9 protein-coding genes are annotated in these 18,757 nt (G+C 73.6%); 7 read left to right on the top strand and 2 right to left on the bottom strand.

Annotated elements, in window-relative coordinates; all coding sequences use genetic code 11:
- Window positions 1–60: 60 nt before the first annotated feature.
- The 6 genes from ACTVZO_RS34255 (at window position 61) to ACTVZO_RS34230 (ending at window position 13,537) form a co-directional block, all read left to right on the top strand.
- Complete coding sequence (locus tag ACTVZO_RS34255) at window positions 61–9,705, top strand: amino acid adenylation domain-containing protein (protein WP_443302022.1); 9,645 nt, start codon at window positions 61–63, stop codon at window positions 9,703–9,705.
- A gap of 5 nt (window positions 9,706–9,710) precedes the next feature.
- Complete coding sequence (locus ACTVZO_RS34250) at window positions 9,711–10,904, top strand: methyltransferase (RefSeq protein WP_443303359.1); 1,194 nt, start codon at window positions 9,711–9,713, stop codon at window positions 10,902–10,904.
- A gap of 28 nt (window positions 10,905–10,932) precedes the next feature.
- Window positions 10,933–11,736: a MerR family transcriptional regulator gene (locus ACTVZO_RS34245; RefSeq protein WP_443302021.1), complete on the top strand. Its 804-nt coding sequence runs from the start codon at window positions 10,933–10,935 to the stop codon at window positions 11,734–11,736.
- A gap of 108 nt (window positions 11,737–11,844) precedes the next feature.
- Complete coding sequence (locus ACTVZO_RS34240) at window positions 11,845–12,483, top strand: DUF6230 family protein (protein ID WP_443302020.1); 639 nt, start codon at window positions 11,845–11,847, stop codon at window positions 12,481–12,483.
- A complete protein-coding gene (locus ACTVZO_RS34235; protein ID WP_443302019.1) occupies window positions 12,474–12,890 on the top strand; it encodes a DUF6114 domain-containing protein in 417 nt (138 codons plus the stop codon). Before ACTVZO_RS34240 ends, ACTVZO_RS34235 begins: the two co-directional genes overlap by 10 nt.
- The gene (locus ACTVZO_RS34230) at window positions 12,887–13,537 is read left to right on the top strand and encodes a hypothetical protein (RefSeq protein WP_443302018.1); all 651 of its coding nucleotides are present in this window, start codon (window positions 12,887–12,889) and stop codon (window positions 13,535–13,537) included. The genes ACTVZO_RS34235 and ACTVZO_RS34230 overlap by 4 nt, the downstream gene beginning before the upstream one ends.
- Window positions 13,538–13,609: 72 nt before the next feature.
- Here ACTVZO_RS34230 and ACTVZO_RS34225 read toward each other — a convergent pair whose 3' ends face one another.
- Entirely contained in the window at window positions 13,610–16,360 is a 2,751-nt protein-coding gene (locus ACTVZO_RS34225; RefSeq protein WP_443302017.1) for a penicillin acylase family protein, read from the bottom strand.
- A gap of 246 nt (window positions 16,361–16,606) precedes the next feature.
- The gene (locus tag ACTVZO_RS34220) at window positions 16,607–17,767 is read right to left on the bottom strand and encodes an RNA-guided endonuclease InsQ/TnpB family protein (RefSeq protein ID WP_443302016.1); all 1,161 of its coding nucleotides are present in this window, start codon (window positions 17,765–17,767) and stop codon (window positions 16,607–16,609) included.
- Between the two features lie 26 nt (window positions 17,768–17,793).
- Between ACTVZO_RS34220 and tnpA the strand changes: the two genes are divergently transcribed.
- Window positions 17,794–18,222: an IS200/IS605 family transposase gene (gene tnpA / locus ACTVZO_RS34215; protein WP_443302015.1), complete on the top strand. Its 429-nt coding sequence runs from the start codon at window positions 17,794–17,796 to the stop codon at window positions 18,220–18,222.
- The last annotated feature ends 535 nt before the right edge of the window (window positions 18,223–18,757 follow it).

The raw sequence follows: 18,757 nt of genomic DNA, 5'->3' as shown, positions 1-18,757 counted from the left end.
CGTCACCCCTGCCGGTCCCGCCGCCGGCCGGTGCCCGCAGCGAACCTGGAGCACGATTCCATGACCGAGCGTCCCTCCCAGCGCCTTCCCCTCACCGGGGCCCAGACCGGTGTCTGGTACGGCCAGCGCCTCGCCCCCGACTCCCCGGTCTACAACGTCGGCCAGTACGTCGAGATCGACGGCCCCCTGGACGCCGGCCTGTTCGTGGCCGCGCTGCGCCGGACGGTCGCCGAGAGCGAGGCGCTCACGGCGCGGTTCGCGGAGGACGAGGACGGGAATCCGTACCAGCTCACCTGGAGCGGACCCGCCTGCGGGCCGCTGGTCGCCGTACTCGACCACACCGGCCAGGAGGACCCGTACGGCACCGCGCTCTCCCTCATGCGGACCGACATGGCCCGCCCCGTGGACCCGGTCCGCGACTCCCTGTGCGTGTTCACCCTCCACAAGGTCGGCCCGGACCGCACGCTCTGGTACCAGCGGGCCCACCACATCGTGCTCGACGCCTTCGGGTTCTCCCTGGTCTCCCGGCGCACGGCCGAGGTCTACACGGCCCTCGTCCGCGGCGAGGAGCCGCCGCCCGCCCCGTCCGGCGGCCTGGAGGCCGTCCTCGCCGAGGAGGAGGCCTACCGCGCCTCGCCGCGGTGCGCCGAGGACCGGGCGTACTGGCTGGAGCGGCTCGCCGACCACCCCGAACCGGAACCGCTGGCCGGCGCCCGCTTCCCCGCGGCCCACGCCTTCCTGCGCGACGGCGCCACGCTGACCGCCGCCGAGACGGCCGGACTGCTCGCCATCGCCCGTGCGGCCAGGTCCAGTTGGGCCGACGTGATGACCGCCGCCTTCGCCGCCTACCTGCACCGGGCCACCGGGAGCCGGGACGTGCTGCTGTCCCTGCCCGCCATGGCGCGGCTCGGCTCGGCGGCCCTCAAGGTGCCCGCCATGGTCGTCAACGTGCTGCCGCTGCGGGTCTCCGTCCGCCCGCAGACCCCGCTGGCGGAGCTGGTCGGCCAGGTCGCGGCAGACGTCCGCGACCTGCGCCGCCACCAGCGCTACCGGGCCGAGGACATCCGCCGCGACCTCGGGCTGTCGGGCCGCGACCAGGGTCTGCTCGGGCCCATGGTCAACATCAAGGCCTTCGACAACGAGCTCGACTTCGCCGGGGCGGCCGGCTCCGTGCACAACGTCGCCGCCGGACCGGTGGACGACCTCACCCTGGGCGTCCACCACGACGCCGCCGAGGGCCGCATCCGCTTCGAACTCGACGCCAATCCGCAGGCGTACGACGCCGGGACGCTGGCCGCGCGGCGCGCCGAGTTCACGCACTTCCTGCGCGAGGCCGCCGCGGCCGGCCCGCAGGCGCCCGTCGGGCGCCCGGACCTGCTCCCCGCGACGGCCCGGGACTCCCTGCTGCTCGACGCGAACGGCACCTCCCGCCCGGTTCCGCCCGGCACGGTCGTCGACGCCTTCGAGGACGCCGCCCGGCTGCACCCCGGCCTGCCCGCGGTGGTCGCGGGCACGCGGACCCTGGACTACGCGGGCCTGGAGGAGCGCGCCAACCGGCTCGCCCGCCTGCTCATCGGGCGCGGCGCCGGACCCGAGAGCGTCGTCGGTCTCGCCCTGCCCCGCACCGCCGACCTCGTGGTGGCCCTGCTCGCCGTGCTGAAGGCGGGCGCCGCCTACCTCCCGCTCGACCTCGACTACCCGGCCGACCGGCTGGAGTTCATGGTCGCGGACGCCCGCCCGCTGTGCGTGCTGACCACCCTCGGCCACGCGGCGGCCGCCCCCGTCGTGGACGGGGTCGAGACCGTCGTCCTCGACGCGCCCGACACCCTCGCCGAGCTCGCGGACACCGCCGCCGACGCCCCCGCGGACGCCGACCGCACCGCGCCGCTGACCGGCGCCCACCCCGCGTACGTGATCTACACCTCGGGCTCGACGGGCCGCCCCAAGGGCGTGGTCGTCCCGCACTCGGCCCTGGCCAACTTCCTGCGCATGCAGGCCCACGAGCTCGAACTGGCCCCGGCCGACCGGCTCGTCGCCGTCACCACCATCTCCTTCGACATCGCCGCCCTGGAGATCCACACCCCGCTGATCTGCGGCGCCACCGTGGTCCTCGCCGACCGCGACACCGTACGGGACCCGGCCGCGCTCGCCGCCCTCGTCGACTCCCACGCCCCCGCCGTCATGCAGGCCACCCCCTCGCTGTGGCACGCCCTCCTGGAGGACGGCCGCCCGGACTCGCTCGCAGGCACCCGCGTCCTGGTCGGCGGGGAGGCCCTGCCCGCCGCCCTCGCCGAACGCCTCGCGCGCACCGCGCGGTCGGTCACCAATGTGTACGGACCGACCGAGGTGACCGTCTGGGCGACCTCCAGCCCGCTCGCCCCGGACCACACCGGCGTCCCGGGCATCGGGACGCCCTTCTGGAACACCCGCGCCCACGTCCTGGACGGCGCCCTGCGCCCGGTCGGGGCCGGCCGCCCCGGTGAGCTGTACCTGGCCGGGGACCAGCTCGCCCGCGGCTACCTCGGCCGGGCCGCGCTGACCTCGGAGCGGTTCACCGCCGACCCGTACGGCCCGGCCGGCAGCCGGATGTACCGCACCGGAGACCTCGTACGCCGCGCCGCGGACGGCACGATCTCCTTCCTCGGGCGGGTGGACGACCAGGTCAAACTGCGCGGCTTCCGCATCGAACTCGGCGAGATCGAGAGTGCCCTGACCGCCGGCGGGGGCGTGGACCGGGCCGTGGCCCTGGTCCGCGAGGACCTCCCCGGCTTCCCGCACCTCGTCGGCTACGTCACGTCCGCGGCCGGGGTCCCCGACCCCGACCCGGCCGCGCTGCGCCGGGCCCTCGCGGAGCGGCTGCCGGAGTACATGGTGCCGTCCGCCGTGGTCCTCCTCGACGCCTTCCCGCTGACCGCCAACGGCAAGATCGACCGCCGTTCGCTGCCGGCCCCCGACCTGGCCGCGGCGGCGGCCGCCGGGGCCCGGGCCCCGCGCGGCGCCCGCGAGGAGATCCTCTGCGGCGTCTTCGCGGACGTGCTCGGCCTGGGCTCCGTCGGACCCGAAGACGACTTCTTCGCCCTCGGCGGCCACTCCCTGCTGGCCGCACGGGTGATCGCCCGCGTGCGCACGGCGCTGGGCACCGAGTGCGGGATCCGGGACGTCTTCGAGGCGCGCACGGCGGCCGCCCTGGCGGCGCTGCTCGCCGGACGCACGGCCGCCGCCCGCCCGGCGCCGGCCGCGGGTCCGCGCCCCGACCCGCTGCCGCTCTCGTACGCGCAGCAGCGCCTGTGGTTCGTGCACCAGATGGAGGGCGCGAGCGCCACCTACAACATCCCGTTCGTGGTGCGCTTCGACACGGCGCTCGACGCGGACGCGCTGGACGCGGCGCTGCGGGACGTGGCGGGCCGGCACGAGACCCTGCGGACCGTCTTCGGGGAGCGCGACGGGGAGCCGTACCAGCGGGTGCTCGACGTGGCCGCGGCGGGAGTGCGGCTGCACGTGGAGGACGTGGCCGCGGCCGGGTTCGAGGCGGCGGTCGGGGCGGCGCTGGATCACCTGTTCGATCTGTCGGCGCAGGCTCCGCTGCGGGTGACGCTGGTGCGCGAGGAGACCGGCGGGGCCCACGCCCTGGTGGTCCTGCTGCATCACATCGCGAGCGACGAGTGGTCGATGGGGCCGTTCCTGCGCGACCTGGAGCGGGCCTACGCGGCCCGGTGCGCGGGCGGTGCCCCGGAGCTCGGGGTCCCCGCCGTGCAGTACGCCGACTTCGCGCTGTGGCAGCGGGAGCTGCTGGGCTCGGCGCGGACCCCGGGTTCGCTCGCCGCCCGGCAGGCCGCGTACTGGCGCGGGGCCCTGGCGGAGCTGCCGCCGGAGGCCGGGCTGCCGGCCGACCGGCCGCGGCCCGCGGTGGCCGATCCGGCGGGTGCCATGGTCTTCAGACGGGTTCCGCGCGAACTGGCGTCGGCGGTCCGGTCGCTGGCCCGTGAGAGCGGCACCAGCGTGTTCATGGTGGTGCACGCGGCGGTGGCCGCGGTGCTGCACCGGCTCGGGGCGGGCGAGGACATCGTGCTGGGCAGTCCCGTCGCCGGCCGCGGCGACAGTGCGCTCGACGAGCTCGTCGGCTTCTTCGTCAACACGGTGGTGCTGCGCACCGACCTGTCCGGCGACCCGTCCTTCCGGGAGCTGCTGGAGCGGGTGCGCACGGCCGACCTGGCCGCGCTGGACCATGCGGACCTGCCGTTCGACCGGGTCGTGGAGGAGGTCAACCCGCGGCGCTCGCTCGCCCGGCACCCGCTGTTCCAGACGATGGTGTCGTACAGCACGGTGACGCAGGACGTGGCGAACCTGTTCGGACTCCCCACGCGGGTGGACCGGGTGGACCCCGGTGTGACCAAGTTCGACCTCGACGTCACCTTCGCGGACGCGGCGCACGGCGAGGACCTGGAGCTGGAGGTCTTCTACGCGACCGCGCTGTTCGACCGGGCGACCGTGGAGACGTTCACGGACCGGCTGCTGCGCGCGCTGGCCGCCGCCGCCGCGGCGCCCGCGGACCCGGTGTCGTGGTGGGAGCTGCGGGACGCGGCCGAGCGGGCCCGGCAGGACCGCTGGAACGACACGGACCGCCCGGTGGAGCCGGGGACGGTGACGGAGGTGTTCGCGGCCCGGGCGGCCGCCGCCCCGGACGCCCTGGCCGTCGTCGCCGGAGCGGAGCGGCTGACCTTCGCCGAACTCGATGAGCGGGCGGGCCGGCTGGCCGCGCTGCTCGCCGGGCACGGCGTCGGACCGGACGCGGTGGTGGCGCTGGCCGTGCCGCGCTCGGCCGACACGGTCGTGGCGACCCTGGCCGTCCTGCGGGCGGGCGGCGCCTACCTGCCGCTGGACCTGGATCACCCCGCCGAGCGGATCGCGTTCATGCTCGAGGACGCGGCGCCCGTGTGCGTGGTCACGACCCGGGCGGTCGCGGACCGGCTGCCCGGCGCGGACCGGATGCCCGGCACGGAGCTGCTGGTGCTGGACGACCCCGGCACGGTGGAGCGGCTGGCGGCCGCCGCCCCCGCGGCCCGCGTGCCGGTGGATCCCGAGCACGCCGCGTACGTCATCTACACCTCCGGCTCCACCGGCCGGCCCAAGGGCGTCGTCCTGCGGCACGCCGGGCTGACCCGGCTCTTCCGCGACCACGAGCGGGAGCTGTACCTGCCCGTCGCCGAGCGGCTCGGACGGCGGGTGCGGGCCCTGCACACGGCCTCGTTCTCCTTCGACTCGTCGTGGGAGCAGCTGCTGTGGCTGGTGGCCGGGCACGAGCTGCACGTCCTCGACGAGTACGGCCGCCGGGACGCCGACGCGGTCGTGACCTACGTGCGCGCGGAGCGGATCGACACGCTCGACGTCACCCCCTCGTACGGCCGTCAGCTGGTGGACGCCGGGCTGCTGGCCGGCGACTGGCGGCCGCCGCTGTTCCTGCTCGGCGGGGAGGCGGTGCCGCCCGCGCTGTGGGAGGAGCTGCGCGCCGTCACCGGTGTGGAGGTCGTCAACTACTACGGTCCGACGGAGTTCACGGTGGACGCGCTGGTGGCGCGCGTGGGCGACTGCGCCTCACCGGTGGTGGGGCGGCCGCTGGACAACAGCCGGGCCTACGTCCTGGACGGGCGGCTGCGGCCGGCGCCGGTGGGCGTGCCCGGTGAGCTGTACCTGGCGGGCGGGCAGAACGCGCGCGGCTACCTGGGCCGGTTCGCGCTGACGGCCGAGCGGTTCGTCGCGGACCCGTTCGGCGCCGCGGGCACCCGGATGTACCGGACGGGCGACCTCGTCCGGTGGCGCGCGGACGGGCTGCTGGAGTTCCTGGGCCGGGCCGACGACCAGGTCAAGATCCGCGGCTTCCGGGTGGAGCCGGCCGAGGTGGAGGCCGAACTCGCGGCCCTGGACGGGGTGTCCTCGGCCGCCGTGGTGGTCCGTGAGGACGAGCCGGGCCTGCCCAGGCTCGTCGGCTACGTCACGGGCACGGCCGATCCGGCCCGGCTGCGGGCCGAGCTGGCCGAGCGGCTGCCCGAACACCTGGTGCCGGCCGCCGTGATGGCCTTGCCGGTGCTGCCGACGAACGTGAACGGCAAGCTGGACCGGGCGGCGCTGCCGGTGCCGGTGGTCGCCGCCGAGAGCTCCGGGAGGCCACCGCGCGGGGTCGCCGAGGAGCGGATCGCCGAGGTCTTCGCCCATGTGCTGGGGGTCTCCTCGGTCGGGGCCGACGAGGACTTCTTCCGGCTGGGCGGCCACTCCCTGCTGGCCACCCGGGTGGTGGCCCGGGTCCGGGCGGCGCTGGGCACCGAGTGCTCGGTGCGGGACGTGTTCGAGCTGCGGACGGTCGCGGGGCTCGCGGAGCGGCTGTCGGGCCGCGCCGCGGCGGTGCGCCCGGCGCTGGTGGCGGGTCCGCGTCCGGAGCGGCTGCCGCTGTCGTACGCCCAGGCGCGGCTGTGGTTCCTGCACCGGATGGAGGGCGCGAACTCCACCTACAACATCCCGCTCGCGCTGCGGCTGCGCGGACAGGTGGACACGGCAGCGCTGGAGGCGGCCGTGCACGCGGTGACGGCGCGTCACGAGGCGCTGCGCACCGTCTGTGCGGAGGACGCGCGGGGCCCGTACCAGCGGGTGCTGGAGCCCGCGGAGGTGTCGGTGCCGTTCACGGTGACGGACGTCGAGCCGGCCGCTCTGGGCCGGAGCATCGACGCGGCGGCCGGTCACGCCTTCGACCTGGAGACCGAGACGCCGCTGCGGGTCACGGTGCTGCGCACCGCCGCCGACGACCAGGTGCTGCTCCTGCTGCTGCACCACATCGCCGGTGACGAGTGGTCGGCCGGTCCGCTGCTGGCCGATCTGGCCGCCGCCTACGCGGCCCGGTCCGCGGGCGGGCTCCCCGAGAGCGCGCCGCTCCCGGTCCAGTACGCGGACTACGCGCTGTGGCAGCGCGAGCTGCTGGGCGATGTGGGCGTCCCCGGGTCCGTGGCGCACCGTCAGGCGGAGTTCTGGCGGGAGGCCCTCGCGGGTCTGCCGCAGGAGGCGGCGCTGCCCTTGGACCGGCCCCGGCCGGCCCTGCCCTCGCACGAGGGCCGCACCGTGACCGCGGCGCTGCCGGACCCGCTGGCGGCGGGTGTGGAGCGGCTGGCCGCGGAAGCGGGCACCACGGTGTACACCGTGGTCACGGCGGCGGTGGCGGCGCTGCTGCACCGGCTCGGGGCGGGCGAGGACATCGCGCTGGGCAGCCCGGTGGCGGGGCGCGGCGAGGAGGCCCTGGACGGTCTCGTCGGCTTCTTCGTGAACACGCTGGTCATCCGGGCCGACCTGTCGGGCGGCCCCTCGTTCGGCGAACTGCTGCGCCGTACGGCCGCCTTCGGCGCGGACGCGCTGGCCCACGCGGACCTGCCCTTCGACGCGGTCGTCGAGGCGGTCAACCCGGAGCGCTCGCTGTCGCGGCACCCGCTGTTCCAGACGATGGTGGCCTACGAGGACGGCGGCGCGGAGCCGGTGCGCGCGCTGGGGGACTTGCGCGCCGAGGAGTTCCCGGTCGCGGCGGGCGACGCCAAGTTCGACCTGGAGATCCTCTTCCGCCGCTCCCCGGGCGCCGGCGGCGCGCCCGCGACGATGACGTGCGGGGTGCGGTACGCGACCGACCTGTTCGACGGGGAGACCGTACGGTCCCTGCAGGCGCGGCTGCTGCGCCTGCTCGCCGCGGCCGTGGCGGCCCCGGACGTCCCGCTGGCCGAACTGGAGCTGCTGGACCCCGCCGAGCGCGCGCTGGTCCTGGCCGGGTGGAACGACACCGCCCGGCCGGTGTCGCCGCAGACCCTGGACGCGCTGGTGGCGGCCGGCGGCCGGCGCGATCCGCTCGCCGCGGCGCTGGTCTTCGAAGGGCGGGAGCTGTCGCGCGCCGGGTTCGAGGAGCGGGTGAACCGGCTGGCGCGCCTGCTGATCGAACGGGGCGTCGGCCCGGAGACGGTCGTGGCGGTGGCCCTGCCGCGCTCCTTCGACCTGGTCGTGGCCCTGCACGCGGTCGTCCGGGCCGGCGGCGCCTACCTCCCGCTCGACCTCGGCCTGCCGGCCGAACGGCTGGCGTACATGACGGAGTCGGCGGCGCCGCTCTGCCTGCTGACGGACCTGCCCTCGCTGGGCGCTCTGGGGGCGCTGGGGGACCTGTCGGGGCTAGGCGACACCGAGATCCTGGTCCTGGACGCTCCGGACCTGGCGGCCGAGCTCGCCGCGCTGCCGTGCGGTCCGGTCGCGGACGCGGAGCGGCGGGCGCCCCTGCTGCCCCGCCACCCGGCGTACGTGATCTTCACCTCGGGGTCCACGGGCCGGCCCAAGGGGGTGCTCGTCGAGCACGAGGCGATCGTCAACCGGCTGCGCTGGATGCAGGACGCGTACGGACTGGACTCCGACGACCGGGTGCTCCAGAAGACCCCGGCGAGCTTCGACGTCTCCGTCTGGGAGTTCTTCTGGCCGCTCGCCGAGGGCGTGCCCCTGGTCATAGCCCGCCCCGAAGGGCACAAGGACCCCCGCTACCTCGCCGAACTGATCCGTGAACAGCGGGTCTCCGTCCTGCACTTCGTCCCCTTGATGCTCGCCGCGTTCCTCGGCGAGGGCCCGGTCGCCGGCTGCCCGGCCCTGCGGCTGGTCGTGTGCAGCGGCGAGGCCCTTCCGGGTGAACTCGTCGCCCGCTTCCACGCCTCCGCGCGCGGCGCCGGAACCCGCCTGGTGAACCTGTACGGGCCCACCGAGGCGGCCGTCGACGTGACCGCCGCGGACTGCCCGGCTCCGGAGAGCGGGCCGGACGCCGCCCGCGCCGCCGGCGCCTCCATCGGCGCCCCGGTGTGGAACACCCGGGTGTACGTGCTGGACGCGCGGCTGCGACCGGTGCCCGTCGGGGTGCCCGGCGAGCTGTACCTGGCCGGCGTCCAGCTGGCCCGCGGCTACCTCGGGCGCCCCGGCCTGACCGCGGAACGCTTCACCGCCGACCCCTACGGCGCCCCCGGCACCCGGATGTACCGGACCGGCGACCTGGTGCGGTGGAGCCGCGGCGGCCGGCTGGACTACCTCGGCCGCACCGACGACCAGGTCAAACTGCGCGGCTTCCGCATCGAACTCGGCGAGATCCAGGCCGTCCTGGCCAGCGCCCCCGAGGTCGCCCAGGCCGCCGTCGTCGTCCGCGAGGACCAGCCCGGCGTGCAGCGCCTGGTGGCCTACGCCGTCCCCGCACCCGGCGCGAGCGCCGACCCGGCGGCCCTGCGCGCCCTGGCCGCCGCCCGCCTGCCCGAGTACATGGTCCCGGCCGTGGTCGTACCGCTGGCGGCGCTGCCGACCACGGCCAACGGCAAGCTCGACCGGCGCGCCCTGCCCGCGCCCGCCGCTCCGGCCCCCGGGGCCTCACGGGCCCCGCGCGACGCCCGGGAGGAGATCCTCGCGGGGATCCTGGCCGATGTGCTGGGCCCAGCTCTCCCGGGCCGAGCACGAGCTCCGCGCCATCCTGGAGCGCTGGCCCGTGGAGGACTACGCACAGCTGATGCTCGGTCGCACGCTGGAGCGCGGCGGGCGGGCCGCGGAGGCCCGTCCCTACCTGCGGATGGCCGCCGCGATGGCGGGCGAGTTCGAGGACTAGGGGGGTGCCCGGCCCGGCGCATGCGGGGCCCGGGCTCCGGCTCGGTTAGCCTGGGTCCCATATGAACCGCCTGACCACGCCTTTCGGCTCCTACGAGCTCACCCGCTTCCCCGAGGACCCGCGCGACCGGCTCCGCGCCTGGGACGCCGCCGACGAGTACCTGCTGCGCCACCTCGACGCCGGAACCGGCGAGCGCGGGCCGGTGGACCTGGCCGGCGCCGGGCAGATCACGGTCGTCGGGGACCGCTGGGGGACGCTGACGACCGCGCTCGCCGCGTACCGGCCGACGCAGATCACCGACTCCTCCCTGACCCGCTCCGCCACCGCGGCGAACCTCGACCGGAACGGGATCGGGACCTCCAAGGCGACGGTCGCGCTGCTGACCACGCAGGATCCGCCGCCCGAGAAGATCGACGTCCTGCTGGTGCGCGTGCCCAAGAGCCTGGCGCTGCTGGAGGACCAGCTGCACCGGCTCGCCCCGCACGTGCACGCGGGCACCGTGGTCGTCGGCACCGGCATGGTGAAGGAGATCCACACCTCCACGCTGCGGCTCTTCGAGCGGATCCTGGGCCCGACGAAGACCTCGCTCGCCGAGAAGAAGGCGCGGCTGATCTTCTGCACGCCGGGCACTCCGGGCGCCGCACGGCCCACGACCCCCGGGCCGTGGCCGGTGACGTACACGGTGGACGAGGACGCCGGGTCCGCCTCCGGGCTGACCGTCGTCAACCACGCCGGGATCTTCTGCGCCGACCGGCTCGACGTCGGCACCCGCTTCTTCCTGCAGAACCTGCCGACCAACACCGACGGGGCCCGGGTCGTGGACCTGGGCTGCGGCAACGGCGTCGTCGGCACGGCGGTGCAGGTGCACGACGCGGACGCCGAGGTCGTCTTCACGGACGAGTCCTACCAGGCGGTCGCCTCGGCGCGGGCCACGTACAAGGCGAACATCCGCGAGGGCCGGCGGACGGCCGAGTTCCATGTCGGCGACGGGGTCGCGATGCTGGCCCCGGGCTCCGTGGACCTGGTGCTGAGCAACCCGCCGTTCCACTCCCACCAGGCGACCACGGACGCGACGGCGCTGCGGATGTTCGCGCAGTCGCGCAAGGTGCTGCGGCCCGGCGGCGAGCTGTGGATCGTCGCCAACCGGCACATGGGCTACCACACCCACCTGCGACGGCTCTTCGGCAACAGTGAAGTCGTCGCGAGCGAACCGAAGTTCGTGATCCTGCGGGCCGTCAAGGAAGACCGGCCGCGGCCTATGTGACCTGCCGGTACGTCCTACACTCTGCCGCGTGAGCAGCCAGGTGGTGGGAGACGGGGCGGACGGCGGGACGGGCGGCGGGGCCGATGAAGGTGCCGACGGCGGGACCGGTGGCGGGCGCTACCGCCGGGAGGACGTGGCCCGCGCGGCCGGGGTCAAGGTGCGCAACCTGCGCTACTACCAGGAGCGCGGGCTGCTGCCGCCGCCGCGCCGCGAGGGCCGGATCGCCTGGTACTCCGATGACCACCTGACCCGGCTGCGGCTGATCAGCGACCTGCTGGGGCGCGGCTACACGGTCAACGGCATCGCCGAGCTCCTGCAGGCGTGGGAGGGCGGCGGCGGCCTGTCCGGACTGCTGGGCCTGGAACGGGAGATGACCCGGGACTGGGTGCGCGAGGAGCCGGTCACGATGACGCGGGCCGAGCTGCGGGAGCTGTTCGGCCCCACGGCCACGGCCGAGGACACCCGGCGGGCGGCGGAGCTCGGGTACGTCACGGTCGACGGGGACCTGGTCACCCACCCGAGCCCCCGTCTGCTGGACGCGACGCTCGCGCTGGTGCGCGAGGGGGTGCCGCTCGCGGAGATCCTGGACGCCGGGGAGTTCGTACAGGCGCAGGCGGCCGCCCTCGCGGACCGGTTCGTGGGACTGTTCCGGCGGCATGTGATCGGCCCGGCGGGGCTGGAGCGACTTTCGGCCACACAGCTTCAGCACGTCACGGAGGCGGTGACGGCCCTGCGGCCTGTCGCCGGGGAGGTCGTGGCCACGGAGTTCGCCCGGGCGATGGCGCGCCGGGTGGACGCGGAGGTCGCCGAACTGCTGCGTACGGAGCAGTAGGAGTCGGCTGAAAGCGTGCGGTCGCACAACCTTGCCAACCCCCATTGGCACTCTTACATTCAACTCGTCGGTAACAACGGTTCACAGCTGAACACAAGGGACGATCTCATGACGGATTCCCCGAACTTATCCGACTTATCCGATGAAGACCGCGGCTCCGGCCGTGTCCGATGGCGGCGGTTCGCCCTCCTGACCGTACCCGCCGTGGCCGTGACCGCCGGCCTCGGCATCGCCCTCGCACAAGGGGCGCTCGCCGCCTCCTTCGCGGTGTCGGGGCAGCAGTTCAAGGTGTCGGCGAAGAGCCTGCAGGGCGAGGGTTTCGCCCAGTACGGCAGCGTCGACGTCAATGCCCGCGAGGAGCTCATCCCGGTGGCCGTCACCGCGATCCGGGAGGCGAAGCTCAACAGCCTCTGCCAGTCCGTGGTCACCACGCTCCCCGTGATCGGCGACATCTCGCTCAACCTGACGGCGGGCCAGAAGAAGCCCGTCGAGGCGAGCAACCTGTTCGTGGACGCGACGCAGCTCTCCGGCGACGCGGTCTTCACCAACATCGAGATCGGGCGCGACGCCTCCACCCTCGACAAGGGTCCGGCCGACGCCCAGGGGATGCAGGACCTGTTCGCCCAGCAGGCCGACACGGTCAGCATCACCGATCTGCAGCAGACGGCGTGGGCCACCAACGCCGGCACCTTCAAGCTCTCCGGGCTGCGCATGGACATCAGCAAGGGCAAGAAGGAATGCTTCTGAGCCGTCGGCGGTGGCGGCGGTGGCGGCGCGGCAGACCGTTCTGGGGCGGATTGTTCACCATCCTCGCCGGCGTGTGGATCTGCCTCCTCCCGCTGGCACCACTGAAGATCATGCTCCAGCAGGGGGTGGCGGGGATCCCGTCCGTCCTGATGGGCCTCGTGATGATCGTGCTCGGCCTCACCGCCTGGTTCTCCCCCGCCCAGCGCGCTCTCGCGGGTGTCCTCACCACCCTGATCGCCACCGCGGCCCTGGTCCTGTCGAACCTCGGCGGATTCCTGATCGGCACCCTGCTCGGCATTCTCGGCGGCGGCCTGATGTTCGCCTGGCAGCCGCACGCGGCCGCCCCGCCAGCCGCCCCCTCCCCCACGACACCCTCGCACCACGATCCCCAAGGAGCACAGCCATGAGCCGTACGCGCACCGCTCTCGCCCTCGGGATGGCCGCCGCCGGAGCCCTCACGCTGGCCTCGGTCTCCGCCTCCGCCGCGCCGTTACCCGTGGCCGGGTCGACCACCGTCACCCCGGACGGGCACGCCTTCCAGGCCACCCTCAGCGGTAAGGCCACCCTCAAGGCCGGTTCGGTGACGGTGACCTGCAACGTCTCCGTGGCCACCGGCACGGTGCCGGCCGCCCCCGGCAACCAGAACCCGGCCGGGCCCGTCTCGTCCCCCATCTCGGCGCCGACGTACAGCTCCTGTACGTCGAGCTTCCCCGGCGTGACCCCCACGGTCACGACCAGCGGTGCCTGGACGGTGTCGATGCAGCACGGCTCCCCCATCACCGCGACCATGACCGTGCCGGCCGGCGGCCTCGTGGTCAAGACGACCGGACTCGCCTCCTGCACGGTCACCACCGCGCCCACCGCCGCCGCCGAAGTCGGCGGCACCTGGACCAACGGGGCGCCGCCCAGCCTGACCTTCACCAACGCGACCGTACCGGTGAAGGTCACCGGCGGGTTCGGCTGCCCGACGAGCGCGACCACGTCCACCTTCAACGCGGTCTACCTCGTCGCCGACACGACCGACCCGGCGCAGCAGATCACCGTCGGCCCCTGACCCCCGCGCACACCGAGGCCCGCCGCCCGGAGAGCGTCCGGAACGGCGGGCCTCCGTCATGCCCGCGCCGCCTCAGCGGTGCGCCGGGAACTCCACGACCTGCTGGTACGTGGGCCGGTTCTGCCAGTTGACCTGCGGGTGGGACAGTCCGCCGACCGGGCGCTGGACGATCGAGTCGGCGCACCACTGGATGCCCGCGGCGCAGGTGCCGTCGGCCGGGTACACGGCCGCCGGGGTGGCGGCGGCGGCCTGCCCCAGCGTGGCGGTCACGGTCTCGCGGCACGCGGCGAGCGAGCCGCCCCCGCAGTAGACGCGGGACGGCGGATCGGCCACGGGGCGTCCGAGGACCATCCGCAGGTCCTCGTCCGCGTAGCTCCACCAGCCGTACTGGAAGGCCGATCCGGCGTGCGAACCGGTGGGGCCCTGGCCCGCGTTGGGTGCCTCGTCGACGGTGAGCGAGGCGCGCAGGGCGTCGTACAGCGGTGCGCCGAGGCCCGGTTTGAACTGGGCCTCGATCAGCAGCGGCCACCAGGCGTCCATGATCCGGATGGCGTCCGCGTGCGCGTACGTCCGCGAACCCCGCGCGGTCTCCTTGCGTTTGGCGCCGCTCGCCTGCCACGCGGCCAGCTTGTCGGCGGCCGCGGCGACGGCCGGGTCGGCTACCGGTGCGCTGCGCAGCACGGCGAGGAGCTCGGGCAGCAGGTTCTCGGCGCGCAGGTCGGTGACGGCGGCCTCGGCCATCGCCTGCGTGAGGGTGGCGCGGGTGACGCCGCCGGCGGTGACGAGCTGCTTGACCCGGCGGTCGAGGAGGTCGCCGCGGTGGACGGCGCCCATGCCGAAGCCGGCCGCGCCGTAGTCCTTCGCCTGTTTGTTGTTCCAGCTGATGTAGTAGTCCTGGCCGATGGACTGCGGGTGCTCGGCGGGCGGGGTGTAGGAGGCGGTGTTCGCGGCCGGGTCGAAGCCCTGCCACTCGTACTGCTGCCGGGCGTGCACCGGCAGGGCCGCGTCCACCGCGGCCGGGCGTACGGGGTTCAGCCCGCTGTTGTAGTAGGCGGCTTCGCGGGAGTCGGCGTAGAACCAGTTGAAGGCGTAGCCGATGTGCTGGACCGCCTGCTGGAAGGTGCGGGCGTCCTTGACGTACGAGGGGTCGTTGAGCATCTGGAAGCCGATGATCGAGTCGGCCTCGTGCCGGTAGGTGGAGCGCAGGGCGGTGTAGGCGACGGGCTTCGCGTCCACCGTGGCGCGGTGGGTGACGATGCCGTAGTGCGTGCGCCAGACCTGCATCCGGTAGGAGCCGTCGGGGGTCGGGTCGGCGACCGACTTCTTCCAGGCGTTGGCGCGTTCGAGCTTCTCCATGGGCGTGCAGGTGCCCCGGTAGAGGTACGAGGTGCTCGCCTTGGTCGGGGTTCCGCCGCCGGGTTCGCACAGCTCGACGGCGAAGGTGTCCGTGATGTCCTGGCCGGCGGAGGTGGCGCTCCAGGCGTAGTCCTGGCCGCGGCCGAGCTGCACGTACATGCTGACGCCCGCGAAGGAGGCGCCGCGGGCGCTGATGCCGGGGCCCTGGATCTCCTGGAGCATGAGGAGCTGGGGCGCGAGGTAGCCGGTCTGCGGTCCGAAGACGGCGACGGGGCGGCCGCTCGCGGTGTGGGCGCCGGAGACGAGCAGGGCGTTGGACATGCTCTGCCACAGCGGCTTCGGCGGGCTCGCGGCCTCCTTGGCGGTCGCCGCGCCTGTACGGTCGTGGACGAGCTGTTCGGCGACCACGGATCCGGCGTCCGGGAGGGCCGTTCCCTGGGGGTTCGCGGGCTTCTGGGCGTAGGGGAAGCTCGCGCCGTCGTGGACGGTGAGGACGGCTTCCGCGTCGTTGCGCTGGCGGAAGGACTCCCAGACCCTGGTCCCCTCCTCCAGGCCGTACTTCTGCTGTGCGGACAGCAGGGAGAGCGCGGCCTGGACCTCGCCGCCGCCTCCGCCGCCGAACAGGCCGCCGACGACGGAGGCCAGGGCGATCAGGTCGGTGATCTTGAAGGGCTGGATCTCACCGGCGTTGGTGATGGAGTTGATGTGGCCGGTGAGGACGTATTCGCCGGGGAAGTAGCGCCCGTTCTTGGACTGGGTGCGGTAGAGGTTGATGCCGTCGACGTAGGCCTGCGCGTCCTCCATCGCGAGCCGGCCGCGCTCGCCCCCGGTGGAGCCGATCCGGTCCACCTGGGCCTGGAGGTCGGCCTCGGTGTACGGGGCCTGCGGCCAGAACTGCTGCTCCAGGCCCTGGTTGGCGAGGGCGCCGCCCGCGAAGGGGGTCAGGTCGCCGCGGCCGACGTGCCGGAAGAGGTCCATCTGCCAGAGCCGGTCCTGGGCGGCGGCGTAGCCGGCACCGAAGGAGGTCCCGTAGCGGGTGGTGCCCTTGATGTGGGGGACGCCGGTCTTCTTGTCGCGGGTGATGGTGACGTCGGCGCGCGGGCTGGTGGTGGACTCCACCTGGCCGGCGGGCACGCCGAAGGAGGCGTCGTTGAAGAAGTCGTTGACCTTGGCGTCGGTCAGCCCCGGGTAGCCGGCCACCAGGGAGTCGTAGCGGGCCAGCTGGTCGGAGGTGTGGGCGGGCAGCGTGCCGAAGGCCTTGTGCAGGAGGATCTGCGCGAGCGTGGCATTGCCGTTCTGGCCGGGCGGCAGGATGTCCGAGCACTGGCTGCCGCAGTAGTCGGCGATCGGGAGCGGCACGGGGTCGGCGGCTCCGGCGGCCGCGGCGGGCGGTGTCAGCAGGGTCGCGCCCAGGGCGATCAGCGCGGCGGCGACGGCAGTTCTCAGGCGGGCGGCGGGACGTAACATACGTGCTCCTCCGTGGGGTCGGGAACCGGGGTCACGGGGAGGGTACTGACGGAACTACCACTGGGTAAGATGAACGGCCGTCACTTTTTCGGGGGCTTGCGGACACTGTCCCCCCACCGGGCGCCGGGTGCCGGGTGCGACTCCCTGCCATGTCACAGAGCAGTCAACTTGGCCTGGCCCTAGAGGACCGGGCTTTGAGGTAGCGCCCAACTGGCTGCTGGGTTGGCCCCTCCGTCCAGCCGCCCCTTAAGGGGTGGCAGGGACGCGTGACTCACGCCCCGCGGTCCACACGGTCTCTCCGCGTGCGGCGAGGTTGTGGGACGCGTTGTCGTCCGCGTCCGCCAGGAACCCGCAGGCCCGGCACGCGAACGTTGCTTGATCGACCCGGTTCTTCCGGTCGATGTGACCGCACACGGAACATTGCTGACTGGTGTACGCCGGATCGACATACACCAGCGGCACCCCGGCCCGGCGGGCCTTGTACTCAAGAAAGGCGCCGAGCTGGTGGAAGCTCCACGAGTGCAGGTCCGTCCGCTGAGCCTTTCGGAGCCGTACCCGGTCGCGGATGCCCTTGAGGTTTTCCAGGGCGATACCGGAGCCGGTGCGTTCAGCGGCGGTGACGATGGTCTTCGAAACGATGTGGTTGACGTTGGCGGTATGCCGGGCTTCCTTGCGTGAGCGCTTCTTGAGAAGTCGCTTTGCGGACTTGGTGCCCTTGGCCTGTAACTTGCGCCGCAGGTCGAGCTGCCGCTTGCGGTGCCGGTTCAGGCCACGCCCGGCAGCACGATAACCATTGGATGCAGTGGCGATGTTCACGATGCCGAGATCCACACCGACGAACGCGGACGGGGCCTCGTTCAGAGGGGCCTCGGGCACTTCGCACACCGCGACCAGATAGAACACGCCGTCGCGTTCGATCAGGTCGGCCTCGCCCTTGCGGTGCTCCCGCAGCATGTTGAGCGCGCCCGGGGAACAGGAAAAGCGGACGTTCTTGAGCCGTCCCGCAGTGGTCCAGATCGAAACCGTCAGAGCGTCGTACTGCCACGCCAGGCACCGGTCGTCATACGGCTGTGCTGCCTCGGGCCGGAACGTGATCGGCTTGGACTCGGCCTTGATCCAGCGCTTCGACCCGGGCTTGCCGAGGTTTCCGGCCCAGATGTTCGCCTTCAGCGCGGCATAGGCGTCGCGGGTCTTCTTGATCACGTGCTGAGCGGCCTGAGCGCCCAGGCCGCGGGCCTTGAGTTCGGCGTAAGTGTGCTTGCGCAGCTCGTACTCACGGGGGCACCCGTGCTCGAACGCCACCCCAGATACCCAGTTCGCAGCCTCGTTGACCGTGCGCAGCGTCGCCGACAGCGCGGCAGCCTGAGCGGCCTCCGGCATCAGCTTGATCTGCGTCACGAGCTTCACGCGAATCACCGTACTACAGTTAGTCTATGTCACCCCGCTGGGAACCTGACCCCAACATCCGCAGGGGTCGAACGGTCATCCACACCCTTGGCGCCCACTTGGTCTTCACACCCAAGTACCGGCGCGGCCCCTTCACCGACGAGATCCTCACGCGCTGCGAAGAGATCATGCGGGCCGTCTGCGCCGACTTCGAAACCGACCTGGTCGAGTTCAACGGCGAACGTGACCACGTCCACCTCCTGGTGCACTACCCGCCCAAGGTCGCCATCTCCAGGCTAGTCGGATCTCTCAAGGGCGTGTCCGCCCGCAGACTCCGCCAGGAATACCCCGGCCACATCCGTGAGTACCTGTGGGGCGAACACTTCTGGTCCCCTTCCTACTTCGCCGCGTCCACCGGTGGTGCACAGCTGAGCATCATCAAGCAGTACATCGAGAACCAGAAGCGTCCAGACTGACCGTCACACAGAGGCGAAGAGAACTCCGGCGCATCGACACTCCCGGTCCAGGAAGCGATTACTCCCGGGGCCTCCCAGAGCAGCCGCAGCGCCGACACCACGCCCGGCGCCACCGGCAGCAGGCGCCCTGCGAAGGTGGTCGCGGCGGCTGTGTGGGCGTGCCCACACCGGAACGCGGTCAGATGCGGGTGCCGCGCGGCGAGAGCCTCGAGCCGCTCCTCGCCGAACCGCCGGATCCGGTCGACGTACGGGGTGTGCAACGGGACCGGCGGCGGGTGGTGGAAGGCGACCGGCACCGGGGGCTCGCGCGCAGTGCCAAGCGAGGATCCCATCCTGCCGGGCCAGCACGGACTCCTCCTGGCGGCGGTCCTCGCCGGGAACAGACGAGTCGCACACCGCGAGCACGAAGCCGTCCCCGCGCACCACCTGGTCGACCGACGCCGCGGACGCCCGGCCCCCTCCCCCAGCAGCCGCCGCCGGAAGGCGGCCCGCTCGCCGGACGTCGCCGAGATCGGCGATCACGATCACGGACGGT

The organism is Streptomyces sp. IBSNAI002, assembly GCF_052244475.1.
Classification (GTDB): Bacteria; Actinomycetota; Actinomycetes; order Streptomycetales; family Streptomycetaceae; genus Streptomyces.
This window is presented reverse-complemented; position numbering and strand designations above follow the sequence as displayed.